Annotated in this window: 18 protein-coding genes and 2 pseudogenes; 16 read left to right on the top strand and 4 right to left on the bottom strand. The window is 41.3% G+C overall.

Annotated features, from left to right (window positions below; all coding sequences use genetic code 11):
- Positions 1-187: 187 nt before the first annotated feature.
- The 3 genes from QL229_RS11120 to QL229_RS11110 all read left to right on the top strand — a co-directional run bounded on the left by QL229_RS11120 (position 188) and on the right by QL229_RS11110 (position 4,605).
- Complete coding sequence (locus QL229_RS11120) at positions 188-751, top strand: sigma-70 family RNA polymerase sigma factor (RefSeq protein ID WP_281546888.1); 564 nt, start codon at positions 188-190, stop codon at positions 749-751.
- Between the two features lie 36 nt (positions 752-787).
- Positions 788-1,669, top strand: coding sequence for a FecR domain-containing protein (locus tag QL229_RS11115; RefSeq protein WP_281546887.1), 882 nt, complete (start codon positions 788-790; stop codon positions 1,667-1,669).
- Positions 1,670-1,740: 71 nt separating this feature from the next.
- The gene (locus QL229_RS11110) at positions 1,741-4,605 is read left to right on the top strand and encodes a TonB-dependent receptor (RefSeq protein ID WP_281546886.1); all 2,865 of its coding nucleotides are present in this window, start codon (positions 1,741-1,743) and stop codon (positions 4,603-4,605) included.
- Positions 4,606-4,703: 98 nt separating this feature from the next.
- Here QL229_RS11110 and QL229_RS11105 read toward each other — a convergent pair whose 3' ends face one another.
- The gene (locus tag QL229_RS11105) at positions 4,704-6,164 is read right to left on the bottom strand and encodes a Gfo/Idh/MocA family oxidoreductase (RefSeq protein WP_199526650.1); all 1,461 of its coding nucleotides are present in this window, start codon (positions 6,162-6,164) and stop codon (positions 4,704-4,706) included.
- Between the two features lie 277 nt (positions 6,165-6,441).
- Here QL229_RS11105 and QL229_RS11100 point away from each other — a divergent pair, with 277 nt between their 5' ends.
- The 6 genes from QL229_RS11100 to QL229_RS11075 are packed head-to-tail and all read left to right on the top strand — an operon-like array spanning position 6,442 to position 13,148.
- Positions 6,442-7,707, top strand: coding sequence for a D-tagatose-bisphosphate aldolase, class II, non-catalytic subunit (locus tag QL229_RS11100; RefSeq protein WP_281546885.1), 1,266 nt, complete (start codon positions 6,442-6,444; stop codon positions 7,705-7,707).
- A gap of 19 nt (positions 7,708-7,726) precedes the next feature.
- Positions 7,727-8,848: an SIS domain-containing protein gene (locus QL229_RS11095; protein WP_235403649.1), complete on the top strand. Its 1,122-nt coding sequence runs from the start codon at positions 7,727-7,729 to the stop codon at positions 8,846-8,848.
- Positions 8,849-8,865: 17 nt separating this feature from the next.
- Positions 8,866-9,789 carry an ROK family protein gene (locus QL229_RS11090; RefSeq protein WP_135923470.1) on the top strand — a complete coding sequence of 308 codons (924 nt, stop codon included), beginning with the start codon at positions 8,866-8,868 and terminating at the stop codon, positions 9,787-9,789.
- The gene (nagA, locus tag QL229_RS11085; protein ID WP_281546884.1) at positions 9,767-10,936 is read left to right on the top strand and encodes an N-acetylglucosamine-6-phosphate deacetylase; all 1,170 of its coding nucleotides are present in this window, start codon (positions 9,767-9,769) and stop codon (positions 10,934-10,936) included. The genes QL229_RS11090 and nagA overlap by 23 nt, the downstream gene beginning before the upstream one ends.
- 9 nt (positions 10,937-10,945) lie before the next feature.
- Positions 10,946-12,640, top strand: a complete 1,695-nt coding sequence (locus QL229_RS11080) for a GMC family oxidoreductase (protein WP_281546883.1) — start codon at positions 10,946-10,948, stop codon at positions 12,638-12,640.
- Positions 12,633-13,148 (top strand): hypothetical protein, encoded by a 516-nt coding sequence (locus tag QL229_RS11075; protein WP_281546882.1) that lies wholly within the window; start codon positions 12,633-12,635, stop codon positions 13,146-13,148. The genes QL229_RS11080 and QL229_RS11075 overlap by 8 nt, the downstream gene beginning before the upstream one ends.
- 20 nt (positions 13,149-13,168) lie before the next feature.
- Here the strand turns inward: QL229_RS11075 and QL229_RS11070 are convergent.
- A pseudogene (locus QL229_RS11070) lies at positions 13,169-14,436 on the bottom strand (sugar MFS transporter).
- 220 nt (positions 14,437-14,656) lie between these two features.
- Here QL229_RS11070 and agaR point away from each other — a divergent pair.
- The 3 genes and pseudogenes from agaR to tatA all read left to right on the top strand — a co-directional run.
- Entirely contained in the window at positions 14,657-15,421 is a 765-nt protein-coding gene (agaR, locus tag QL229_RS11065; RefSeq protein WP_135923474.1) for a transcriptional repressor AgaR, read from the top strand.
- A 327-nt stretch (positions 15,422-15,748) separates the two neighbouring features.
- Positions 15,749-18,571, top strand: a complete 2,823-nt coding sequence (locus QL229_RS11060) for a TonB-dependent receptor (RefSeq protein ID WP_281546881.1) — start codon at positions 15,749-15,751, stop codon at positions 18,569-18,571.
- Positions 18,572-18,645: 74 nt separating this feature from the next.
- A pseudogene (gene tatA / locus QL229_RS11055) lies at positions 18,646-18,795 on the top strand (twin-arginine translocase TatA/TatE family subunit); the annotation flags it as partial.
- Between the two features lie 19 nt (positions 18,796-18,814).
- Here the strand turns inward: tatA and QL229_RS11050 are convergent.
- Complete coding sequence (locus QL229_RS11050; protein ID WP_281546880.1) at positions 18,815-19,888, bottom strand: mechanosensitive ion channel domain-containing protein; 1,074 nt, start codon at positions 19,886-19,888, stop codon at positions 18,815-18,817.
- A 122-nt stretch (positions 19,889-20,010) separates the two neighbouring features.
- Between QL229_RS11050 and QL229_RS11045 the strand changes: the two genes are divergently transcribed.
- The 4 genes from QL229_RS11045 (at position 20,011) to QL229_RS11030 (ending at position 24,763) form a co-directional block, all read left to right on the top strand.
- The gene (locus QL229_RS11045; protein ID WP_138556747.1) at positions 20,011-20,976 is read left to right on the top strand and encodes a YihY/virulence factor BrkB family protein; all 966 of its coding nucleotides are present in this window, start codon (positions 20,011-20,013) and stop codon (positions 20,974-20,976) included.
- A 217-nt stretch (positions 20,977-21,193) separates the two neighbouring features.
- Positions 21,194-22,813 (top strand): HAMP domain-containing sensor histidine kinase, encoded by a 1,620-nt coding sequence (locus QL229_RS11040; protein ID WP_281546879.1) that lies wholly within the window; start codon positions 21,194-21,196, stop codon positions 22,811-22,813.
- Between the two features lie 126 nt (positions 22,814-22,939).
- A complete protein-coding gene (locus QL229_RS11035; RefSeq protein WP_235382439.1) occupies positions 22,940-23,782 on the top strand; it encodes a pirin family protein in 843 nt (280 codons plus the stop codon).
- Between the two features lie 9 nt (positions 23,783-23,791).
- Positions 23,792-24,763 (top strand): glutathione S-transferase family protein, encoded by a 972-nt coding sequence (locus QL229_RS11030; protein WP_135923481.1) that lies wholly within the window; start codon positions 23,792-23,794, stop codon positions 24,761-24,763.
- 41 nt (positions 24,764-24,804) lie between these two features.
- Here QL229_RS11030 and QL229_RS11025 read toward each other — a convergent pair whose 3' ends face one another.
- On the bottom strand, positions 24,805-25,380 hold the full coding sequence (locus QL229_RS11025; protein ID WP_281546878.1) for an AAA family ATPase: 576 nt from the start codon (positions 25,378-25,380) through the stop codon (positions 24,805-24,807).
- Positions 25,381-25,419: the final 39 nt, after the last annotated feature.

The raw sequence follows: 25,419 nt of genomic DNA, 5'->3' as shown, positions 1-25,419 counted from the left end.
TGGTTTAAATTCGCCTCTAAAGACGCTGCATTAACAAAGAAGGGGACCTATTTTTTAATGAAGCTTTCATGACACTTTTAAGTCGATAGTTACTTAAAACTGTCACCAAATGATCATCAAACTGCTGTCCCCTTTAGGCTAGCATTTACGTCATACTCAGATAAATAAGCTAGCCTTTAACTTAAATATGTCTTTACCTTCAATGACTAACGGCTTTGATAATAAGATCACAGAGCAAAGCAGAACACTTTTACAATGCTTCATAGCAAATCAAGACGCTTTAAAAGGCTTTTTTTGCAAAGCAGTGGCAGAGCGTGCTGATGCGGATGATTTATTTCAGAAGCTACTTCTCAAGGCACTTAGATCAGAACACCTAGATGTGATAGATAATCCGCTCGCATATGGTTATCGGATGGCTCAGCACTTGATAATAGATCACCACCGTGAGCAGAAAAAAACACCAGAAAGTTTAGAGCATGAGCCTCATAGTGAGGCGTTATCGCTTGAGTCCGCACTTGAATATGAGCAACGTATTGAACTTTATCAGCGCGTTTTGTCGCAAATGCCGGCATTGCGCAGAGATGTGTTTATTCGCCGCCGTATTAAAGGCCAAACACGAGCTGAGATTGCAAGTAGTTTGGGGATCTCAGAAGAAGCAGTTAAAAAACATATTTCACGGGCAATGGATATGCTGAAAAATGCCATGGCTGAGTATTTTTTAGTACATGAATGTCCCCGTCATGACAGTTAATCCGTCATATTAGTATTACCAGCAATTGAGACAACGATGAATTCTTCACACCAACATGATTATGAATCTGATAATGCGCTAGAAAAGGCTATTTGGGACGACCCTGCATTATTAGCCGCGCTTGAGCTGGTGGATGCACAACAGAATGAACAACTCGAACAGGCTAAAAAACGCCGTCGTTTAGCGCAGTATTCTTGGGGAGGCGGTGCTGTAGCAGCATGCTTTGCTATTTTCATGTGGACTTTAATGCCAGTGAATGAACAGCCGTCCATTTCGTCCTCTGATCTTGTAGCTGTTCAACAATTTACTAGTGGTAAAGCACAACAAGTGAATTTGTCTGATGGTACACAGGTCGCAATGAACGTGAATACGCAACTTGAATTCAGTGAGAATAACCATGCTCGAAAAGCAACCTTAGCAAATGGCGAAGCATATTTTTCTGTACATCGTGATGAATCGCGCCCTTTCACAATTGATACGGGCAATGCCACGATCGAAGTTCTTGGTACTGCTTTTAATGTGGACAAAACATTGCGAGAAACATTAGTTGATGTTTTTCATGGTAAAGTTTCAGTAACCAGTTTAGATGGAACGCAGCACGTTGAATTAGTGAAAGGGCAGCGTGCCCGAGTAAGTGATTCTACAATACAGGTCTTGCAATTTAATGCCTCACAACCTGATTGGCAGCAAGGATGGTTGGACTTAGATAACGTGTCTATCAATGATGCATTATTTCAGTTAAATCGTTATAGCGAAAAACCTGTGGTATTAAGTAATGTACCAAGTGATATACATGTAAGTGGTCGCTTTGCTGTTGACGACATTCTTGGTGCTGCAAAGCTCATCGCTCAGCTAAATGCACTTGATGTAAACCAATACCCCGATAGCATTGAGCTAAGTAAAAAGGCTGAAAACTGACATGATGTTGTCATAAACCTTTCATTGAAAATAGGCACAATATTTTCCTCTAGCAATGAGGATGTAAGTTAATGTGGCGTATTTTCTGCTGTGTTTTGATGCTGTTTGGTTTGTATGCCAAGCAGCTGTTTGCTGCACAAAGCACTCTAAAAACAGCGCTTAATGATCTGGCTGAACAGTACCAAGTTGCAATTATTTATCCAGACAACCTAGTAAGCTCAGTTATCTTACACTCAGCTACGTTACCTAGAACAGTTAGTCTAGAGGCAAGCCTTGATGCCCTGTTGCTAAAACATGGCTTTATTTGGCAACAAACATCATCGGGCATTATTATTTCTAAACCAAGCCAGACACAACATCACTCACTGTCACAGCCCTATATAGAGGAGGTGACAGTGAAAGGTGATAAAAACAATCAGGCTTCTTCTATGGTTTATGCCCGCGATTATCAACAAAGTGCCGATTACGCGCAGCAGCAAAAACAAAACTACATTGGCGAGGCTGACTTTGCTAGCGGCACAATGCTTTCTCTTCTACCTGCTGAAAATTTGGCTGAAGCACTACAAGCAATTCCTGGGGTAAGTATTTCAAGAGACCGCGGAGAAGCACTTAATATTAATGCGATGGGACTAGGCCCTGAGTATCAATTAACCTTGTTAAATGGGCACAGATTAGCAAATACTGAAAACGTTCGTAACTCGAATCAATATGGTCAGCAGTATCGTTTTGATACATTCAGCGCCGAGCTTTTTTCCAATATTGCCGTATATAAACTCGCTGATGCAAGGTTACCTAGCGGAGCAGCTGGAGCGACAGTCAACTTGATCAGTGATGATCCGCTTTCATTTGATGATGATCACCTAAAAGTAGCCTTAACCAGTGCAGCCCTTGCAGGTGAGCGTAACTTTCAACCAAGCTTTGGTTTAGTTGCCAATACTATTTCAGCTGACAATAAGTTAGCTGCTGTCGTTAAGTTTAATTACGAAAACCGCTTACAAAGGCAATTTCAATTTGAAACGTGGCATTGGGGAAATAATGGTGGAGCACCTGCAGCATATCAGTGGCAAGGGCTTGAAAATAATAGCTTAGTTCCCACCGATACGTTAGCACTTACTATCGAACATGAAGATAGAACTCGTGCAAGCTATTACACAAATATTGCTTGGCAGCCTAATCAGCGATTTGAATTAAATACACTTTGGCTTCGTTCAGACACCGATTTTACCTACGATGAGCACCGGCTCTCAATTAATCCATCAAGTGATGATGCAACAGCCATATTAGGTGAGCATCAAAACAGTATTCAAACTGTGCAATTTAATGCGGCAAAAAGTAAATCTTCACGCGAAGAATCAGGCCTTTACTACCATACGCAAACCTTACAAATATTACCTACATGGTACGCAAAAGATGGCAGCCACTGGCAAATAAGTCCATTTTACAGCCACAGTGAATCGTTGAGTGAAACGCAAACTCCAATCACCCGAACTCATGTTGAATTAAAAGCTGTACCTGCAGAGATTTCTATTTCAGGAAAACAGCTGGCCTACTATGAATTGGACAGTAATTTAGCGCTTGTTGATAGTTACTCACAGTTATCACAATTAAGCCGCCGCCAGATTGAAGTAAACGATGAAGTAACAGAATGGGGGATAGATGGCACTTGGCAAATATCATCTATTTGGGGATTGTCGAGTTTACAGTTTGGCGCGGTAAAGTCTACGCACTCTCATCAGTATCTCCGTCAAGATGTAAGTTTATCGCAAACACAGTTAACTGATTTACCAGCCCTTGATGGCCGTTGGTTAGAGCCATTAAATACGGCATTTGAAGCCGATTTTCTGTCACACCCTACACAAGCTTGGCTGATCCCAAAACGTGACCTTTTACAGTTGTATGATATTGATTTACCATTTGCCGAGCGGCAAGCCAATGATTACTTAAATAGTTATGAAACCGAATTTACTGCCTATGAAAGTTATATCCACAGTGTATGGCAAATACCAGAACTTAAAAGCTTAACGACGGCTTTTGGACTCAGACACAGCCATGTAAAAAGTAAAACATTAGGGCATCAGCTTAATGAGAATAGCCAATTAGAAAAGCTTTCTGAGCAGGTTAATATTTCTACTTGGTTACCTTCTTTGAATTTCAAATGGCAGTTGTCTGAGCAATGGCTTGCTCGCTTAGGCTATAGCCGTGCAGTGAATCGGCCTAACTATTCTGATTTAAACCCTAAACTACATGTTAACTCTGGCGGTTTACCCTATGCCGAATTAGGAAACCCAGCTTTAGAGCCTGTAGTAGCCAACACCACAAGCCTATCTTTCAGTTGGTCAGGGGAAGAGAGTAGTTTGCAATTAATGGCCTTTAATCATCAGCTCGATAACTTTATTGTTGAACAAATCAAAAACGTAACCTATCAACAGCAGCAATACCCTGCTTTACAGGCCAATAATGATGGGCAAGCAGCAATTAGTGGGCTGCAATTTAGTACTGACTTGAAACTACCCGTGTTATCAAATGCTCTACTGCAAAGTCGAATGATATCGAGTGTTAGTCAGTTATTGGACGCCAAATTAACGGCGGAGCAAATCGACAACACAGATATCGAAGGGGTATCTGAATTAACTGCAAATCTGCGTTTACTGTTTAATGCAAAGAAATGGCAAAGTGCAGTAAACCTTAATTACCGGAGTGATTTTTTAGAGCAACGAGACTTATCGAATAATGCAGATGTTTATGTCGGTGATTTTACAAGTGTAGACCTAAGTTACAGTTGGTTTTTCTCTGATTTAGTTGCATTGCGGTTTGATATTTTTAATGCCACAGATAAGAGCCTAGTTAGAGAGGTGCAAACAAACGACGCCTCATCACTTATGAAAGTCGAGCAATTTGGTCGCCGCTTTGTACTGAGTCTTTCATTAACCCTATAAATGAACATCAAAGCATTATATGGATGAATAACGTTGTTTATTAATAAAAAGCCCGCAGGGCAAAGTGCAGGCTTTTGAGTTATCCAAAAAAGAAAGTGTTAAGACACAATCCCTAATGGCTTACCTGTTTGCCAAGCGCCACGGGTAAAGTCTGGAATCGTTTTGCTGTTACTTCTATCTGCAACCGATGCCATGCTTTGCGGGAAGATGGATGACCATGCTGCGGCATCGTATACATCTTGATCGAGTGGCTCATTATTGCGTAAGCAGTAGATCATGCGCCACAGCATAATGAAGTCCATACCGCCGTGGCCGCCGTTCTTAACCGCTTCTTCACCCATGCGTCTCCACAGAGGATGATCAAATTCGGCACGCCATTTTTCCATATCTTGATCCCAGCTATGGAAGTTTTGCATATATGGCTTACGGCCTTGCGAACCCGCTTTTTCCCATGCAGCTAACTCAGCTTCATATTGTTTTTGATACACTTTTGCAATCGCTGGTGGTACATCCTCAAGGGCAATACGATTCGGGAAACCAGCAAAAGTACCATTAGTCCCTTGAATTAGATTATGACGGCTGTAAGGGCGAGGGCTGGTGGTATCGTGCTGTACCATAATGCTACGACCTTTCACTGTTTTAATAATACTGGTGTTCATATCGCCAGCAACAAACTTAAGCGAACGTCGTTCGTGGCCTGCTGGAAATTCACGTTCAGCATAGGCTGCGCGGCCAAGTGCAGGTGAACTCACTGATGTAACAAAGTCAAAACGGTCACCACGGTTGATGTTCATATACTGGGCAACCGGGCCCAAACCATGGGTTGGGTATAAGTTACCGTTTACTTTGGTATGCCAATAAGTACGCCATGAGCCGGTGCTACGGTCAATCTCTTTCATTTGCCAGCGTAGATCATGAATATAAGCCGCTTCACCATGCAGTAATTCACCAAATATACCTTTGCGAACCATGTTTAAAACCATTAACTCATCGCGACCATAGTTAACGTTTTCCATCATCATGCAGTTTTTTTGAGTGCGCTCTGCGGTATTAACTAACTGCCAGCACTCTTCCATGGTGGTTGCTGCAGGTACTTCTACAAAGGCATGTTTACCGCTTTCCATGGTTTCAACACTCATCGGTGTATGCCATTGCCACGGTGTTGAAATGATCACAATATCAATATCTTGTCGAGCCAGCATGTCTAAATAAGCTTTATCAGAACCAGTATAAGCCGTTGGTTTAGGCAAGCCTTTTTCAACAACATAGTTAACTGACTTATCTAACATCACCTGATCAGTGTCACAAATAGCTTTAATTTCAACACCGTCTATATGGCAAAGGTGTTTAACATGGCCGCTACCACGTTGACCAACACCAATAAAACCAACACGTACTACATCCATCGCTGGCACAGCTAAGCCCATTACGCTTTTACCTTGTGCGGCCAGCGTCGGTTGTTGATTGTCACCTTGTTGGCTTTTCGCACAGCCAGTCACGACTGTCGCAGCAGTGATTGCTGCGGCAGATTTTAAGAAACTACGTCTATCAATTGTCATAACGATACCTAATTCACTGAGATTATTTTTTAATATGGGTTTCAGTTCTTTCTGTTATATCTCAACTTAAAGCTAATTACAATGAGTTAGGTTTCACAAACTTTCGATTTTAATCTTTTTAGCGAATTTATCAGGGTTTTATTGATTTTTACCCATCCATAACGTTTGCTTTTTATCTTTCGTTGCCTTTCGTTTTATTGCGAAGTGTTTCGCTGTGTGATACCGTAATTTCAAATCACGTATTTAACATTAGTGCAAGCTGCTTGGAGAAAACACCATGAATGCATTGAAAACAATTATTAACAATAACCGAGCAGGTCAAGCGCAGGGGATTTATTCTGTGTGCTGTGCGCACCCGCTCGTAATTGAAGCTGCGATGCTGCAAGCAATAGAAGATGATTCTGAGTTATTGATTGAAGCAACTGCGAATCAGGTTAATCAATTTGGTGGCTACACGGGCATGCAGCCAAAAGACTTTGTTGAATTTGTTCATGAAATTGCAGACAAAGTAGGACTTGATAAACACCGTATTATTTTGGGTGGTGACCATCTTGGGCCTGTTTGCTGGGTTAATGAGCCTGCAGAACAAGCGATGCAAAAAGCCGTTGATTTAGTTAAAGCTTACGCAAGTGCGGGTTTTAAGAAGATTCATCTTGATGCCAGTATGCCATGTAGCGATGATGAAGTGTGTTTAGCCGATGCTGAAATCGCTAAGCGTGCAGCACTAATGTGCCAAGCAGCTGAGTCTGTATGCCAAGAGCAAGATATTTTATATGTGGTGGGAACTGAAGTTCCTCCACCCGGTGGTGCAAAAGAAGATCTTGAAGTGATCGAAGTAACGCATGTTGAGGGTGTACAACAAACGATAAAGTTACATCAAGATGCTTTTAATGAATTAAATATTGCTGATGTTTGGTCTCGCGTAATTGCGGTTGTTGTTCAACCGGGTGTTGAATTTGATAATCATCAGGTTTTTGATTACCAACGAAGTGAAGCACAACAACTGAAAGAGTTTATCACCCGTGTTGATAATCTTGTTTATGAAGCTCACTCGACAGATTATCAACCAGATCATTGTTACCACGAGTTGGTTCAAGATCATTTCGCTATTTTGAAAGTAGGGCCACAGCTAACCTACGCATTACGTGAAGGGTTATTCGCATTATCGTACATTGAAGATCAACTTATTGAACCATCGCGCCGTTCTAATATTCGCGCAGTTTGCGAGCGAGTTATGCTCGAAAAGCCAGGTTATTGGAATAAGTTTTATCCGACTGACGAGCCAGAAGCGGCAATTTATCGTGCATATAGCTATAGTGATCGTATTCGTTATTACTGGCCTGAAGATGAAATTAAGTACGCTGTAGAAACCTTATTTGCGAACCTAGAAGCGCAGATCATTCCACAAACGTTACTCAGTCAATTTATGCCAATGCAATATAAAGCATTAATCAAAAGAGAAATTACCTCGTTACCGCGAGAGTTAGTGATCAATAAAATAATGGAAGTAACGAATACTTATTCGCTTGCTTGTAATCAATAAGTTATGTGAGAGAGAATGAATGATGACGCAATTTTTATCATTAGATGTAGCCGATCTTAAGCAACAAAATGCTTATTGGACAGCAAAAGAAATAAGCCAGCAACCAGAATCATGGTGTAATACAGCTGCTATTGTTGAAAACCACCGTACAGAAATTAAAAACTTTTTAGCCCCAATCCTTGCACTAAAGAAACTACAAATTGTATTAACAGGTGCAGGAACATCGGCGTATGTGGGTGAAGCGCTTGCTCCTCACTTAACTGCAAAAACAGACCTTGATGTACGTGCAATAAGTACCACTGATATTGTTTCTAATCCATTGGGTTATTTGCAAAAAACCACGCCTACTTTGTTGGTATCTTATGCGCGCTCGGGTAATAGCCCTGAAAGTGTCGCTGCGGTTGATTTGGCCGATGAAGTGCTTGATCAATGTTATCACTTAGTGATTACCTGTAATGAACAAGGGGAGCTGGCAAAACGAGCTAATAATCAAGAGAATAGTTTTTGCCTATTAATGCCTAAAGAAACGCTTGATGAAAGCTTTGCAATGACTAGCAGCTTCTCTTCAATGCTAATTTCTACCTTGTGTATTTTTACACCCGATGTGAATCAATTGGCGCATTTAGCAACACAAACTGAGCAGCTTATTGAAACGCAATTGCAGAGTATAAAAGCATTTGCAGATTCAGATATGGAACGACTGGTTATTTTAGGGGCTGGCTCGTTATTAGGCTATGCAAAAGAAGCTGCATTGAAATGTTTAGAGCTAACTAATGGCGACTTAATCAGCTATTTTGAAACACCACTTGGTTTTCGTCATGGCCCTAAAACAATTATTAATGACAAAACAGCTGTGTTGTTAATGTCATCAAGTGATAAGTACAGCAGCCTTTATGATACGGACCTATACAATGAGCTAGTCAATGACCAGCAATGTTCAGCGGTAAAAAAATTAACAGTCGATAGTGAACTGGTCGAGCTAGATGATGTTTGGCAAGGCTTGTATTATATTGTCTATTGTCAGATTTTTGCATTTTTCAAATCAATTTCACTCGGTTTAACACCTGACAACCCTTGTCCTACGGGCGAAGTTAACCGTGTTGTAAAAGGGGTAACTATTTACCCATTAACTTCTCGCTAAGCGACGTTGGGTAGAATATGGCTGTTTATGGACTCGATATTGGCGGAACGAAGATAGAAACCGCTATTTTTAATGATATTTTAGAGCAACAGCAGAGTTGGCGAATTTCGACGCCAACTCAAAATTATCAGGAGTTTTTAGAAGCAATTCATCAGCAAGTGTTAAAGGCTGATCAACTCAGTGGTTGCAAAGGGGCAGTTGGCATTGGTATGCCAGGAATCGTAAATGATGATGGTAAAGTTTTATCGGCAAACGTGCCTTGTGCATCTGGTCGAGTTATTGCCAATGACTTGCAAGCATTGTTACAACGACCTGTCGCCATACTGAATGACACCCGCTGTTTTGCTTTATCTGAAGCCAATGGCGGAGCCGGCGAAGGGTATAGCCGTGTTTTTGGTGCTATTGTTGGCACTGGCGCTGCAGGTGGCATGTGTATTAATGGCGAGCTGTTCAATCAAGGGCTAGGTATGTCGGGCGAATATGGTCATTTACCACTTTCTGCCTATCTACAACAAAAATACCAACTGCCGGTATTAAAATGTGGCTGTGGTTTGAATGGCTGTGTTGAGAGTTATATCGCAGGGCCGGGTGTGCAGACGCTTTATAAGCATATTACTCAATCTCCTAAGTCAGCGATTGAGTGGGCTAACGATATTAAGCATGGCGATGAGCAAGCACTGGCCGTGCTCGGGTGTTATTTAGATATTCTTGGCGAGACTTTTGCGGCCGTCAGTAAAAGTCTTCATCCCGAAGTTATAGTATTAGGGGGTGGCTTGTCTTTAATTGACGCTATCGTTGAAAAACTCCCTGATGCGATTCAGTCGCACCTGTTTTCTGGTTTTACAGTTCCAGAGGTAAAACGGGCAAAATTTGGTGATTCTAGCGGCGTAAGAGGCGCTGCAATAATAGGAAGTGTTCATGCTATTTCCTCAACATCTTGATTGTTATTACTTAAAAGCTGCTAAGGTGATCACAGCCGAGGCAGTGTTAAATCATCATGCTGTGCTTGTAAAACACGGTAAAATTATGGCTATTACTGAAGATTGCGAGCCAGGTATTGAGGTTATTGATTTAGGGGATCAGAGTATATTTCCGGGCTTTATCGATTTGCATATTCATGGCCGGGAAGGCTGCGATATTATGGACGGCACCCCAGAATCTCTAGAGACTATTTCTCGCTCTTTAGCTAAGCACGGTGTTACCGGTTTTGTCGGCACAACAGTGACCGCAGATTGGGACGTATCAATACAAGCTTATAAAAATATGGCGAGTGCCTACCAAAAAGGCCTGACTGGTGCACAGCTACTTGGTGCTTATAACGAAGGATTATTCTTCGCTGAAGCGCATAAGGGAGCACACAATGAGTCATTCTTTTTAGAGCTTACAAAGCAGCGCTTCGATGAGATTTATGCTGCTTGCGATGGCTGTTTAACCTCTTTTGCATTGGCGCCAGAGTTACTTGAATCGCCCGACATGATCCGCTATATCACCGACAAGGGAGTGCGGGTAATGCTAGGCCATACTGATGCCAGTTTTGATCAAACGACACAAGCACTAGAGCATGGTGCATGTGGCGGGGTACATATTTTTAATGGTATGCGCGGTATTCATCATCGTGATCCCGGTTGTACCGGTGCACTGTTGATGGACAACGATGCAATGGTTGAGCTTATTCCGGATGGAATTCATTTGCATCCGAGCATAATGAACATGGTTTATCGTTTAAAAGGGGCAGATAAAATAGCCCTTATTACAGACTGTGTCAGCGCGGGTGGCTTACAAGATGGTCGTTATCGATTAGGTGAGCTTCCTATTTGGGTTGAGCAAGGTGTTGCGCGAACTGAAAGTGGCTCTTTAGCAGGCAGTACATTAACGATGGAAGTGGGCGTTGAACGTTTTTATAACTTAACCGACGCAAGCTTAGTTGAAGCGACTAATATGGCCAGTTTAGTCCCGGCTGAATTTTTAAATAAAGCCGACTCTATCGGAAGTATTGCTGTAGGAAAAGTGGCAAATTTTGCTGTGCTCGACAACAGCTTTACTGTTCGTGCAACCATCTGTGCTGGTAAGCAAATATACGAGAACTAACATACACGAATGCAGGAAAAAGTGTTTGATGCCATTGTTATTGGCAGTGGTATTACTGGCGGCTGGGCTGCTAAAGAACTGACCGAAAAAGGCCTTAACGTGCTGTTACTTGAGCGTGGCAGGCAGGTTGTGCATGGAAGCGATTATATAACGGCTTTTAAAGAAGACTGGCAACTGCCATTTCGTGACAGACCCAGCCTGCTAGAAAAGCGGAATCAAGCTAAACAAGCGCGCACTGGCTATGCTACTAAGCAATCAATAAAACATTGGTTTGTAAATGATTTGCAGCATCCTTACCGAGAAACGCAGCGATTTGATTGGATCAGAGGCTATCATTTAGGCGGGCGTTCATTAACTTGGGGACGTCAGTGTTTACGCCTCAGCGATCTTGATTTTGCTGCTAACAAACAAGATGGCCACGGCGTTGATTGGCCTGTTCGCTACCAAGATATTGCGCCTTGGTACGATAAAGTCGAAGCCTACATCGGGGTTATTGGTGAAGCACTTAATTTACCGCAATTACCCGATGGCCCCTTTTTACCGCCTTTCCAACTCAATGCCGTAGAGCAGCATCTAAAACGCAGTTTATTAAATCATTATAAAAACCGTCATGTAACGATAGGGCGTGTCGCCCATTTAACACAGGCAAAACCTGAGCAAGGTCGTGCCCCATGCACCAAGCGCAACCGCTGTATGCGAGGTTGCCCAACCGGTAGTTACTTTAGTAGTTTAGCCTCGACCTTGCCTGCTGCAATGCGTACTGGGCGACTGACCATTCAGGCTCACTCCATTGCCAAAGAGATTATTTACAACCCAGAAACTAGGCAAGCCACAGGTGTAAAAGTGATTGATGCTGAATCCAAAAAAGAGCGTATCGAACGGGCGAATATTATTTTTTGCTGTGCATCAACTGTGGCAACAACAGCCTTGTTATTAAATTCAACTTCTGCACGTTTTCCTAATGGCTTAGGGAATGATAGTGGAGAGCTTGGTCATAACCTAATGGATCATCATTTTCGGGTTGGCGCCATGGGTGAGCCGAAAGGCTTTGCTGATGATTATAATGATGGCGATAGACCCGTTGGCTTTCATATCCCACGTTTTCGAAACCTTGATGATAAAGAGCAACATAACTTTATTCGTGGCTATGGTTATCAAGGGTACGCGACACGTAAAGACTGGCGACGCGGTTTTAAAGAGCTCAGTTTTGGCAAAGCTTTTCGTGAAGAGCTTGCCAAACCAGGGCCTTGGCAAGTTGCTTTGATAGGTTTTGGGGAATGTCTGCCTTATCATCACAATAAAATGAGCTTAGACCCAGTATTAAAAGATGAGTGGGGGCTGCCATTAGTTAATTTTGATTGTCAGTTTAGTGAAAACGAGCTGCGTATGCGAGAAGATATGAAAGCACAGGCAGTTGAGATGCTAACAAAGGCCGGTTACCAGAACGTGCAACCCTATGATAAGGGATCTGCACCGGGACAAGCGATCCATGAAATGGGCACTGCCCGTATGGGGCAAGATGCTAAAACCTCTGTTCTTAATCGCTATAACCAAATTCATAGTGTGCGTAATGTTTATGTTACTGATGGCTCATTTATGTGCTCATTAGCTTATCAAAACCCTTCTCTAACCTATATGGCATTTACTGCTAGAGCGGCGGATCATGCCGTTAAGCATTATCACAATGGAGTGTTTAATGGCTGATCTACAAAGGCGACAGGCTATTAAATATTTATCGGCATTATTAGGTGTTGCTATTACGCCAGTGGCCGCTACTCAGTTGTTTGATAAAATGGATGACAGCCATTTTGAGGTGCTAAAAGAAGCGGCGCATCGGGATGTCGTCAGGCAGATGCAAGCGGTTATTTTAGAGTTAGACCCCGCCGAACAGCTATATTTTGATTTAGTGGCTTTTACAGATTTGATGTTGGCTAACACTGTCACGGCTACTGAACGGATACAGTGTTTACAAGGCGCTGAATTAATTGCGCAGGGTAATTCCTGTGCACCACAGCTGGCTAACAAATTAAAACGCTTGTTCACTATCAGTGAACAGCAGTATCAGCAAGTAATTGAGCTGCAAGGGGTACCGATTTCACAGGTAACTCCAGCTAAGCATGAAGAATACTTAATGTATAAGTGTATCTTCACCGTACGCGAGTTTTTATTATTAGGGTATTTTACATCAGAGAAAATAGCAGGCTCTGCTTAGTGGCATCGCCTGCGAACGATTTATTTACGCCAACTTGTTAGCTTGTGACCAATCAATGCGTAATAAAGAATAAATCCATAACAAGGTAATAATAATAAGTATGCTTGCTGGGCATTCCCTGTAAATTCTGCAAACACACCATATACAAGCGGCAGTAATGCTCCACCAGAAATCCCCATGATTAACAGTGCGGCACCCGTTTGGGTTTTACTACCCAAGTTTGCCAGCGCCATAGGCCAAATAGTGGGCCAAACCAGCGCATTTGATAAGCCAAGCAGGGCTACAAATAATACCGTATCAGGGAAACTGTTATCAGCGAGCCAAAATAGTAAAATATTGGAGAGTGCTGTTTGTTGCGTGTCTACAAAAATAATACCGAGTGAAAATACGCAGCCACTCAATGCTGAGAATAGCAGGGCTTGTTGCTGAGTAAAAAAGCGCGGAATAAGCACAATCCCTAATACATAGCCTAGCACCATAAAACCCATGGTGTATGAGGTGAGTTCAGCAAACTGTAGTATGCCTTGCTCCTACCATATAGACCTATGGTATCACCGGCGATAACTTCTGCACCGATATAAAAGAATAAAGCAATCACACCTAAAATTAAGTTTGGAAATTGCAAAATAGATTGCTCTTCGCTGCTACTAATTGCTTGAGGTTGTTCAATATCAGGTAATGGAGCAAACATAATTAACGCAGCTAAAATTGCCAGTGAAATCGCCATAGCCATGTAAGGGCTAATTAAGCGGTTTGCTAATTCTTGTAATTGAAGTTGTTTTTGAAGGTCACTGAGTTGTGCCAAGGCTTCAGGGCTAAAGTTGGCAATATCACTGAACACGATGGCAGAGAAAAGTAATGGAGCAACTACACCTGCACTTTTGTTCAAAATACCCATGATACTAATGCGCACCGCCGCTGTATCTTTTGACCCTAGCAACACAATATACGGGTTAGCAGCTGTTTGTAGTAAGGTCAGACCGCTCCCTAATGTAAACAAGGCGACTAAAAATAACCAATAGGCTTGTGTTTGTGCTGCCGGTATAAATAATAAGGCGCCCAAAGCCATGATGGCCAAGCCAAATGACATACCATGCTTATAGCTGAATGCCTGTAAAATTTTCGCGCTGGGTAATGCCATTACCGTATAGGCAATATAAAATACCAGTCTGACCATATAGGCTTCGATGTGATTGAGATCACAGACCATTTGCAAAAATGGGATCAAAGAGCCATTAAGCCAAGTAATAAAGCCGAATAAAAAGAACAGTCCGCCAATAATCACCATTGGAAGAAGCTGGCTGCGAGCGATATATTGTGGCTGAGCTATGAGTGAACTTTTTGTTGTCATTTTTTTCACCAAGGTGGTTTTTTTTATTCACTATAAAACAAAATTCGTAAGTTTTGAAAGTTTTATTTTATTTCGAAACTAATTTTAGCTTTACAACCGTAAAGTGTGTAGTATTGATGTATTACTTTGAAAGCAGTTTTAAACCAACAGGGCAGTTATGCTAACCACAATCGAAAGAAGACAAAAAATCGTCCTTATGACTGAAGAAAAGGGCAAAGTTAGTGTGAAAGATCTGGCTAAAACCTTTGATATTTCAGAGGTTAGTATACGCCATGATCTTAATGAACTAGGTAAGCGCGGCTTAGTCGTGCGTTCTCGTGGTGGGGCAATCGCTTGCGATAAGCTTGCCAAAGAGCTTTCGGTAAAAGATAAACATAACGAAAACTACGCAATTAAAGTTCAGCTGGCGAAAGCTGTTGCAAATTTAGTTGAAGATGGCGATTCATTAATTATTGACTCAGGTACCACCACTGAAGAAGTTGCCAAAGCACTCACAAGCAAAAAAGCGCTAACGGTGATGACTAATGGTTTGAATATTGCGCACGTATTAGCCGATATCGACGATGCAAATGTATTTATGCTGGGTGGCCAATTACGCAAGAAATCCTTGTCTTTCTACTCCAATGAGGTTGAGCAAGCACTGAGTAAATATAACTTCAAAAAGGTTATTTTAGGTGTTGATGGCATCGATTCTGAAGCGGGGATCACCACTCATTACGAGCCTGAGGCAATGTTAAATAGAACCATGTGTACTCGCGCAGACAAAGTCATTGCAGTGACTGATTCGAGTAAATTTGGTAAACGTGCCTTGTATAATGTCCTACCGCTTAAATCAATAGATGTTCTGGTTACTGACAAAAATATGCCAACTGAATTTGTTGAATCTTTAACAAACCTAGGCATAGAAGTGATCATCGTTTAATACAAAACAATAGAATACTGTAAACATATTTCTAAAAGGCAACCTTAGGTTGCCTTTTTTGTTGCCTAGTTAATACGATTTTCTTGTTCCTTTCAAAATAATTAAAAAAAATCCTTCCTGTAGCTTTCGAAATTAAACGTACGCCATTAAAGGCTTTTGAAGCGATTGATGACTATTTTAACGCTTTTTTCGTAACTATCGAAAGTTTCACTAGGTAATTATTTGTTGATAGGTTGTTTCATTTTGTTATAAATTAAGTGTGAGGCCTTACTTAAGTACTATTTTTTATAGTCAACAAATCAGAATATTAAAAAACAGGAAATCACCATGGCAACAACAGCTAGAAAAACATACCTGAGCGTATTGATAAGCTCGATACTGGCTTCGTCAGTCAGTTTCGCAGCCTCTGCACAACAGCAAGACAATAATAACAATAACCAAGTCGAAGAGGATGTTGAGGTTATTGAGGTTACAGGGATACGTAGCAGCATTAAAGAATCAAACTTTCGTAAAAGAGAAGCAACAACGGTTGTTGATGTTGTAGTTGCGGACGACATTGGTAAGTTTCCCGATGAAAACTTAGCTGAAGCATTACAGCGTATTCCTGGTATCACCATTACCCGTAATGGCGGTGAGGGGCAAAATATTTTAGTACGTGGTTTAGGTGGTGGCTACAACATTACCACCTTGAATGGCCGTAAACTGGCGTCTGAAAATTCAGGCCGCGACTTTAACTTTGATACCATTGCCTCAGAGTTAGTCGGAGCACTGCAAGTTTATAAATCACCAGAAGCACGCTTAATTGAAGGGGGGATTGGTGCGGTTGTTGATATCGAAACTCGCAAACCACTTGATCAAGACGGTTTCACTTTAAGTGCTTCAGCAAAGGGGATTTATGAATCGCGCACGGGAGATGTACACCCGCATGCTTCATTCATCATAGGTGACAACTTTAATGATGATACCTTTGGTGTGCTTTTCTCTGGGGCCTATTCAAAGAAAACCTTACGTGCAGACACATACTCTGCAAGCGGCTTCTTTGATGAAGAAGAGGGCTGGGGAGCAGACAGTGCCGGTGTGCCAGTCGATATGAATGGCAACGGAGAAATTGACGGGCAAAGCGAAATATTTGCCTCAAAAATTCCGAGTTACATGTATTTTGCCAACGCGCAAGATGTGCGTGAACGCGTCGGTGCGACGCTAGCAATGCAATGGCGCCCAACAGATACCCTAGATATTAACTTTGATGCCTTATATTCGCGTTACAACACCGATGGTCACCGTTATCAAATCGGTTTTGTTAACTACGACGAAAGCTGGACGCCAGGCACGCCCGTTTTTACCGATGCACAATTTGATGACTCAGGCCGAGTGGTATCAATGACGCAAACCGGTAATACTATGGTGGAGTTATTAAACTTAACCAATCCTCGAAAAACAGATACGTATCAGTTTGCCCTTAATGCCAAATGGTATCCAATGGATGGCCTAACACTGGCTGTGGATGTTGCGCATTCAAAAGCGAAAAATGAAAATGGTGGTGATAATCGCTTTATTGTTGCCCGTGGTTTTATTGACTCGATTGGCATTGATTACACCACTGGTAATATGCTGCCAGATGTTACTTTATCGCCGGGCTTAACAGCGGATCAATCATACGGTGCGCACTATAGCCGTAATACAGGTACCGGGGTTGAAGACACTATCAATGACTTTAAGTTTACCGGTACATTTTTGCCTGAAAGTGATTTAGTTACCCGTATCGATTTTGGCTTAACATACCTTGAGCAAACCAAGAGCCAACTGGAATATGCTTCAAAAAATGCCAGCCAATTTAGTAATGGTGGCCAATACTTAGATCGTGACGGTTATGAATTTGATGACAGCACGGTAGTAAATGTAGGTGACTTTAACCTGTTTGAAATCCCAAGTGACGTGTTTGTTGAGGCGAATTTCGATAACTTCTTAGAAGGTGAAAGTAGCATTACACCTGAGCCATGGCCAAGTTTCGATTACGATAAGTTACTTGCTTATTATCGTTCAATTAATGCTGAAGCTACAGACAAGAGCATTGTTGCCTCGCTTAATTCATCGGGTACTTATGAGGTAACAGAAGAAGTTCTTACCGCGTATGCGCAAGTGACGCTTGAAAGCACTCTTGCAAAAATGCCGTATATGCTAAATGTCGGTATTCGTGGTTCACAAACAGAAGTGAGCTCTAAAGGGTCGGTGTATGATTTATCGTTAATTGACTTACAAGAAGATGGTAAACCACTTGAAAATGGTTGGCGCGAAACCATTCAGCAATCATTTGAAGGGGATTACAGCAATATTTTACCAAGCATGAACTTTAAGCTTAGCATTACTGATGATTTGATTTACCGCTTCTCTGCGGCACAAGTTATTAGTCGTCCATCATTAGCCTATTTGCGTCCATGGCTTGCGCCAAACTTTGATACTTATCGTGAAGGCTTACCACAACTTTCTATGGGTGATTTATCGTTAACACCTGAAGAAGCTAATCAAGCAGACATGACCTTAGAATGGTACTTTGAAGACAGCAGCTCGTTAAGTGGTGGGGTGTTTGTAAAAGACCTGAAATCATTTATCGATTATGTAGAAAGCCCAGTTGAAATCGAAGGCGTGCGTTATTTTGCCTCTTACCCGGGCAAGAGTGAGTATGGTGCCACTATTAAAGGCGCTGAGTTTGCTTATCAGCAATCGCTCGAAAACTTACTACCAGAGCCCTTTAATGGTTTAGGTTTTCAACTTAACTATACCTATGTAGACAGTAACTACGATGAGCCAGAGCTAAAAGAGTCAGGCTTGCCATTTAGAGGTATGTCGAAAAACTCATATAACGCGGTGGTTTACTATGAGCAATATGGTTTCCAAGCGCGTTTAGCCTATAACTGGCGTAGTAAATTCTTATCGGATCCAGATGCGTGGGGTGGCCCTTATTGGATCTCTGATTATGGTCAGTTAGATGCCAGCATGAGCTATAACATCAGTGATCAATTCACTGTGTTTGCTGAAGCAACTAACTTAACGAATGAGCGTTATTGGGGTTACACCAAGCGCACTGACCAAGTGAGTTACCTTGAGCGCTTTGGTACTCAGGTCGCATTAGGTGTACGTGCTAGCTTTTAATCTTTGTATTCCCAGTTGTTAGTGTTGTTCAAGCGCCTGCAAAGGCGCTTTTATTTTTAAAAAGTGAGGTTGTTATGGCAGGAATTAGTGTTTGGCAATTAGTCATTATTGCCGCAATTGTGGTGCTGTTATTTGGCACAAAAAAGCTCTCTCGGATAGGTGGTGATTTAGGGACGTCAGTTAAAGGGTTTAAACGCGCTATGCACGATAAACCCAATGATGAAACTTAGTTAGCAATAAATTTTAGATAATATTACTGCCTTGTTCGGGGTCGCGAGATTGATCAGCTTGTTCGCGTATATCATCGGCATCGCTGCTGACATCATCTAAGCTATGATCGGTGAGTGTTTTTGATGTTTGGGGAGGCGTGCTCGAATTACTATTTATTTGCTCTGTTTCGGTATTTAAAATGATTCGCTCGCGGGCATCATCAGGCATACTGACTTGCTCTGATAAGTAGGTATTGACCAACTCTCGCATCAATTGAGATGCCACTTTAACTGTGCTGTGCTCATTGCTATTTACCCAAAAATAAATAGTTAGATTTAGTGTTGCTGAGCCTAATGAATCAATTAACACTTGGCTTGGCGGATCACTAATGACAGCCGGGTTTTGCTTAACCACTTTCATTGCTAATTGCTGGGCATAGCGAATGTCATTATCGTAACCAATGCCAACGTTAAAGTGACCTCGCATTTTAGGATTTGCGGTGAGGTTTTTTATGACATTTTTATACACAGTCGCATTCGGTATTTGAATGTGATTACCATCAAAATCAACTAAAGTTGTGGCGCGAGCCGTCACTTTTTTAACCACCCCTAAACGACCATCTACTTCTATCACATCGTCAATACGAAAAGGGCGCTGGACACTGAGCAGCATGCTTGAGATAAAGTTTTCGGCAATATCTCGAAAAGCAAAACCTAAAATAAGACCCACTAATCCAGTACCACTCATAATAGCTACAGCAAAATCGGTAAGTCCTGCAAGGCGCAAAAATAAGTACACCCCAAACAAAATGATAATGATGCTAAAAAATCGTCGTGTTACAACATGTAATAGCTTGCTTTCACTTACAAAACCAAGCGGTTTTATCAAGATATATGACAAAGGGCGTGCTAATAAATAGCAAATAATAACAGCTACGAGGCCTAACGTAAGGGCTGGTAACATTTGCCAAGTAGTGTGTAAAAACTGCGTAACTTGTAGGTTTAAGTCTTGCCAAGCAATGCTGTCGGTGGGTTTCTGTGTGGTAACAAATAATTTAGGTGAAACCAAACTAGCTAATTGATTTTTATATAATAAATAGAGGCTCATTGCACCACTCCATGGATGGTTGTTTTGTTACAGTAAGCTTAGCTTAGTGCAATTCAAGCGCCATAATTAATGGCAAGCTGTTTGCAGCTTTAAAATTAATAAAGCAATGTATTAGGTCAGATATGGCTCAAGATAAGCGCGGATTTCAGGCACATTCACCGTTGGAGATCCCAGTTAGAGGCTGGTGGGATATTATCAAACGCGTGTATCACAATTTATCACAAGACAATTTATCGTTTGTGGCGGCTGGGGTGGCATTTTATGCTTTGCTTGCGATCTTTCCTGCATTAGCCGCGACAGTCTCTGTTTACGCTTATTTTGCGTCCCCAACCGATATCCATGAGCAACTTGATAAAGTCACTGCTATTTTACCAACAAGTAGTCGAGACATTATTTTGCTGCAGGTTGCAGAGGTGACTCAGCAATCGCAAAAGGTGTTAAGTGTTAGTGCCATAGGGACTTTATTGTTAACGATTTGGAGTAGCAGCAAGGGCTGTCAGGCGCTAATAACAGCCTGTAATATCACTTATCATCAGCATAACAAACGACAATTTTTTATGGCGTTACTGGTGCGTTTTTTATTTTCGCTAGGTGCCATTGTTGTTGCGCTGGTGGCCTTATTGATCATCGGTATTTTACCGATTGTACTTAACCTAGTTGGTTTAACAGAGCTGATTGATTTGTTGATCAAGCTCATTACTTGGCCACTGCTTGCGATTATTTTTAATTGCGCGTTGGCATTCTTATATCGCTATGCGCCACATCGAACAGCAGCAAAATGGCGCTGGATCACACCAGGTTCAATACTGGCTACTTTGCTATGGATTATCGCATCAATTGGTTTTTCATATTATGTCTCACAATTTGCAAGTTATAACGAAACGTATGGCTCATTAGGTGGTGTAGTGATTATGTTGATGTGGCTCTATATCAGCGCATACATCATTATTTTTGGTGCTGCGATTAATGCCAGCATAGAACAACAAACTTTAGTCGATAGTACTGTGGGCCCCGTGAAAGACGTTGGAGAGCGAGGAGCAACAGTGGCTGATAGATTAACCGAAAAACAGCAACAGCAGAAAAAGTAACTTAAGCATGCCATCATTGCGCTTGTTGAGTGCCAATAAATTTTAGGCAAACGTAAGTCATAAATTGACTTTATTAGGATTGACTTCTAATTAGTCAGTTAATCCTAAAGTTTTACTTTTTGTTTGCCGTGGTTAGCGATGTGATTCTTATGCATCTATAAATCAGAAAGTTAAATTTTTTGAACAAAGCTAATAATCATAATTTCTAGGTTTTAGAATGCAAAAAGAGCTCCAGTCAAATATCAAAAGTTTGTCATTACTCAATTTGGTCGCTGTAATATTAGCAGGATTAACTGCTTTATCGGTTTACTTCATGTACGACAGTTTAAAAACCATAGAGTCTGAAACTAAAATGAGGTATCGATCTTATATTTTGGCGGAGCAAGTAAGGCAAAGTTCAGATCAATTAAGTTTAATGGCACGAGCATATACGGTAACGGGTAATTCAAAATTCTTAGATTTTTTTAATCAAATTCTAGCTATTCGAAACGGCGAAGCTCCTCGGCCAGAAAATTATCACCGTGTTTATTGGGATATGCTAATGCCACAAAGTGGTAAGGCTCCATTTCCGGATGGTGAAAAAAAAGCACTCAAAGACATGTTGAGCTCAATAGGTATCACTCATGAAGAAATGCAACAAATTAAGCTTGCTGAAAAAGCATCAAATGATTTAACAAAAATTGAATATGCAGCTTTTCAAGCCGTTGAAAATGAAGCTGACCTTTCTCTAACGAATGAGCGGGTAGCAGCGATATTAAGTTTATACAGTGACGAATATTTTACGGCTAAATCAGAAATTATGAGTCACATAAATAACTTTTTATTTATGCTAGATTATCGAACAGAGCAGCGCCTTAATTCAGTGACCCGCGAGCATTATTTAATATCGCTGTTTTCTTTTTGCTGCTTTATCACAATCTTAATAGTGCTGTTTTTTATCAGCCGACTTCGAAAATCACTTAATTATTTATATGTCTCCTCACTTGAAGCTGAAGTAGCAGAAAAAACAGCTTCCTTAACAGAGAAAAATCTACAGCTCGAAGAATCCATGGATTTGATGGCAAAAACTCAGAAGTACTTGATGGAAGCTGAAAAAACAGCCGCTTTAGGTCGACTTGTTGTTGGGGTCGCACATGAGGTAAATACACCAGTCGGAATTTGTATTACCGCTGTTAGTTACCTTGAAGATGAAAATAAGAGAATGGGAAAAGTGTTAGCTGACAAACGGGTAAGTAAGGGGTCGCTCGAAAAATACGTACATACCTCTGAAGAAATTAGCTTATTACTTCATTCAAACTTAGATCGTTTAGCTGAGTTGATCACAAGCTTTAAACAAATAGCCGCCGATCAGCATTGTGATGAACTAAGAGTTATTAAATTAGATGACCATTTAAATGATATTGTTAAGTCATTAAAGAGCGAGTCTAAACACAAAAACATAGAGGTGGTTTCTGCTATTCCTGAAGGCCTGCAAGTACAGAGCTTTCCGGGGACGCTTTGCCAAGTCATGACTAATTTATTATCAAATGCAATTTTTCATGCCTTTGATGGAGACTTTGACGAGCCTCGAATAGAGATCTCAGCTAAAAGCGAAGGATCAGTAGTGCTTATTACTGTAAAAGATAATGGCAGTGGCATTGCTGAAGATATTCAAGATAAAATTTTTGACCCTTTCTTTACGACTAAACGCGTGCAAAAAAATACTGGTTTAGGTCTTTACGCAGTCATGAACCTAGTGACCCAAAAGCTAAAAGGAACAATTACTTTCGAATCCAGTGAACAGCTAGGTACTACTTTTTATTTAACTTTGCCTAATCTAAATGATGAGCAAGTTTAATAACGTGATAATAGAAACGAACAGCTAAACATTCTTTTTTATAGAACGATTGACGCTAATTTTACTCATGGTTGTTAGTTAAATTAGCGCCTACAATCATTTCATACAATTTACGGGAGTAAAGTTATGAAAGTGATTCAACAATTAAATAGCCATGCTACACAAGATGGTGATGGTGTAAACATCAGCCGCATTCCCGGCTTTGACGGTAAGTATTTAGACCCTTTTTTAATGATCGACGAGCTTAAATCAGATGATCACAGTGATTTTATGGGCGGTTTTCCTGCGCATCCTCACCGTGGTATCGAAACCTTTACGTATATTATTAAAGGTGGCTTTGAGCACCAAGATCAAATGGGCAACAAAAAAGCGATTCGTGCTGGTGACGTGCAGTGGATGAGTACCGGCTTTGGTGTGATCCATAGTGAAATGCCATTAGCAGATGCGAAAGAAGGCATGCATGGTTTTCAGATTTGGCTAAATATGCCCAGTGCTGAGAAGCTCAGAGCTCCACGTTACCAAGATACCACTGAAGCGCCTGCGCCGACGACACGAAATGAACAGGGTGTTGAGCTTAAAGCATTAGCTGGAAGCTGGCAGTTTGCCGGTGAAGAGCAGGTATCAAGCCTTCAAGATCTTGCTGCTAATGGCATGCTGGCTGATGTGACCTTACCTGCAGGAACTGTATTTAACCATGCGCCTTTAGCGCAAACCAAAGTGATGCTTTATGTTCATACTGGTGAAATACACACAGAGCAAGGTGGTCCTGTAAAAGCGGGAAGCTTACTCATTCTTGAGCCTGGTAGTGACATTGAATTTAACTCACAAACAGGGGCTGGAGTTTTAATCCTTGCTGGAGAACCACTCAATCAGCCAATCGCGCACATGGGTCCGTTTGTGATGACTACCCAAGCTGAGTTACAGCAAGCGGTTCGAGATTATCAGTTAGGAAAATTTGGCACACTATAGGAGGTTATTGTGGGATTACTTGTAAACGGTCAATGGCAAGATAAATGGTACGACACCGATAACAACCAAGGTGAATTTAAACGTGAGGCGGCCCAGTTACGAAACTGGGTTACCGCTGATGGTAGCGCTGGTCCAAGTGGTGATGCAGGCTTTAAAGCTGAAAAAGATCGCTACCACCTTTATGTATCTTTAGCCTGTCCTTGGGCTCATCGCACCTTGATATTTCGCCACTTAAAGGGGTTAGAAGATTATATCAGCGTGTCGGTTGTAAGCCCTGACATGCTAGAGCATGGTTGGACGTTTGATAAAGATAATCACAGCACCGGTGATGCTCTTTTCAATAGCGACTTTATGCATCAAATTTATACGCGTAATAAAGCTGATTATTCAGGCCGTGTTACGGTGCCTGTGCTTTGGGATAAAAAAACGCAGCGTATTGTTAGCAATGAATCTGCTGAAATTATCAGAATGTTCAATAGCGCGTTTAATGCACTCACAGGTAATGAGCGCGACTTTTATCCTACAGCATTACATGCTGAAATTGACGAAATTAATGAGTTTGTTTATCACAACATCAACAACGGTGTATACCGTGCTGGCTTTGCGACAACGCAAGAAGCTTATACAGAAGCCTTTGATGATCTATTTGCAGCGCTTGATAAAATTGAACAACGTTTAACAGAAAACCGTTATTTAGTAGGCGATACACTTACAGAAGCTGATTGGCGTTTATTTACTACTTTAATCCGCTTTGATAGCGTTTATGTTGGTCATTTTAAGTGTAACTTACGTACTATCGAGAGTTATCCGGCAATCAGTAACTATCTGCGTGAGTTGTATCAAGTTGAAGAGGTAAGTAAGACGGTTGATTTTTACCATATTAAACGTCATTACTATTTCAGTCATACTATGATCAATCCAACTCAAGTCGTGCCAAAAGGGCCTGATATAGACTACGCTCGACCACATAACCGTGGTTAATAGACATTGATAACTAACAGTTTAATGACTTGATTAAACTGTTAGTTATAACTATCCATCACCTTGCGGATGGTGTCGATGCCAAACATTACCTTCTGAATAAATGATTCTGAGCTTTTCACTAAATTAAAATTAGGGTGTTGAGACCAAACAGCTTGTAGTTTGTCATCAAGTAATATGGCTTGTTGGTCAGACTCATTTCTTACTGGGTTATTAGAATGAATACTTTGTCCAGATTTAGCTGCAGTTTCAAAAAAGATCACTGCATCATATTGGTTAAGTTCGGTTTGTAGGTTGGTATTCAAGCATTGAAAAAATTCATCTTGCTCACCAGGCCAATAGGCTAGTCCATCTAAGCTACCACGATCGCAAAGCATTAAACGATCTGGGTGCATGGTTCGCTGAATATGCTCTAAGTGTTTTTGTAGGTTATAAATAGCCTGTTGGTGAGCCTTGATAAGGTGGGGGTCGGTGCTACGTTCAATTCCTCCGCCAAATAACATGGTGGCAGATTCAGGAACGACAACAATTTGTTTTGAAAACTCGCGTCTTAGTAAATCGATGGCTGTAGTTTTACCACCTCCGGGGCCGCCAGTTAATACTATCCGTTTTTTCACTAATAATTCCCGAAGTTAATTTCTGATACTTTAAGGTAG

Source organism: Pseudoalteromonas sp. PAR1 (assembly GCF_947311895.1).
GTDB lineage: Bacteria > Pseudomonadota > Gammaproteobacteria > Enterobacterales > Alteromonadaceae > Pseudoalteromonas > Pseudoalteromonas lipolytica_C.
The sequence above is the reverse complement of the archived record's forward strand: the minus strand, read 5'-3'. Positions and strand labels throughout refer to the sequence as shown.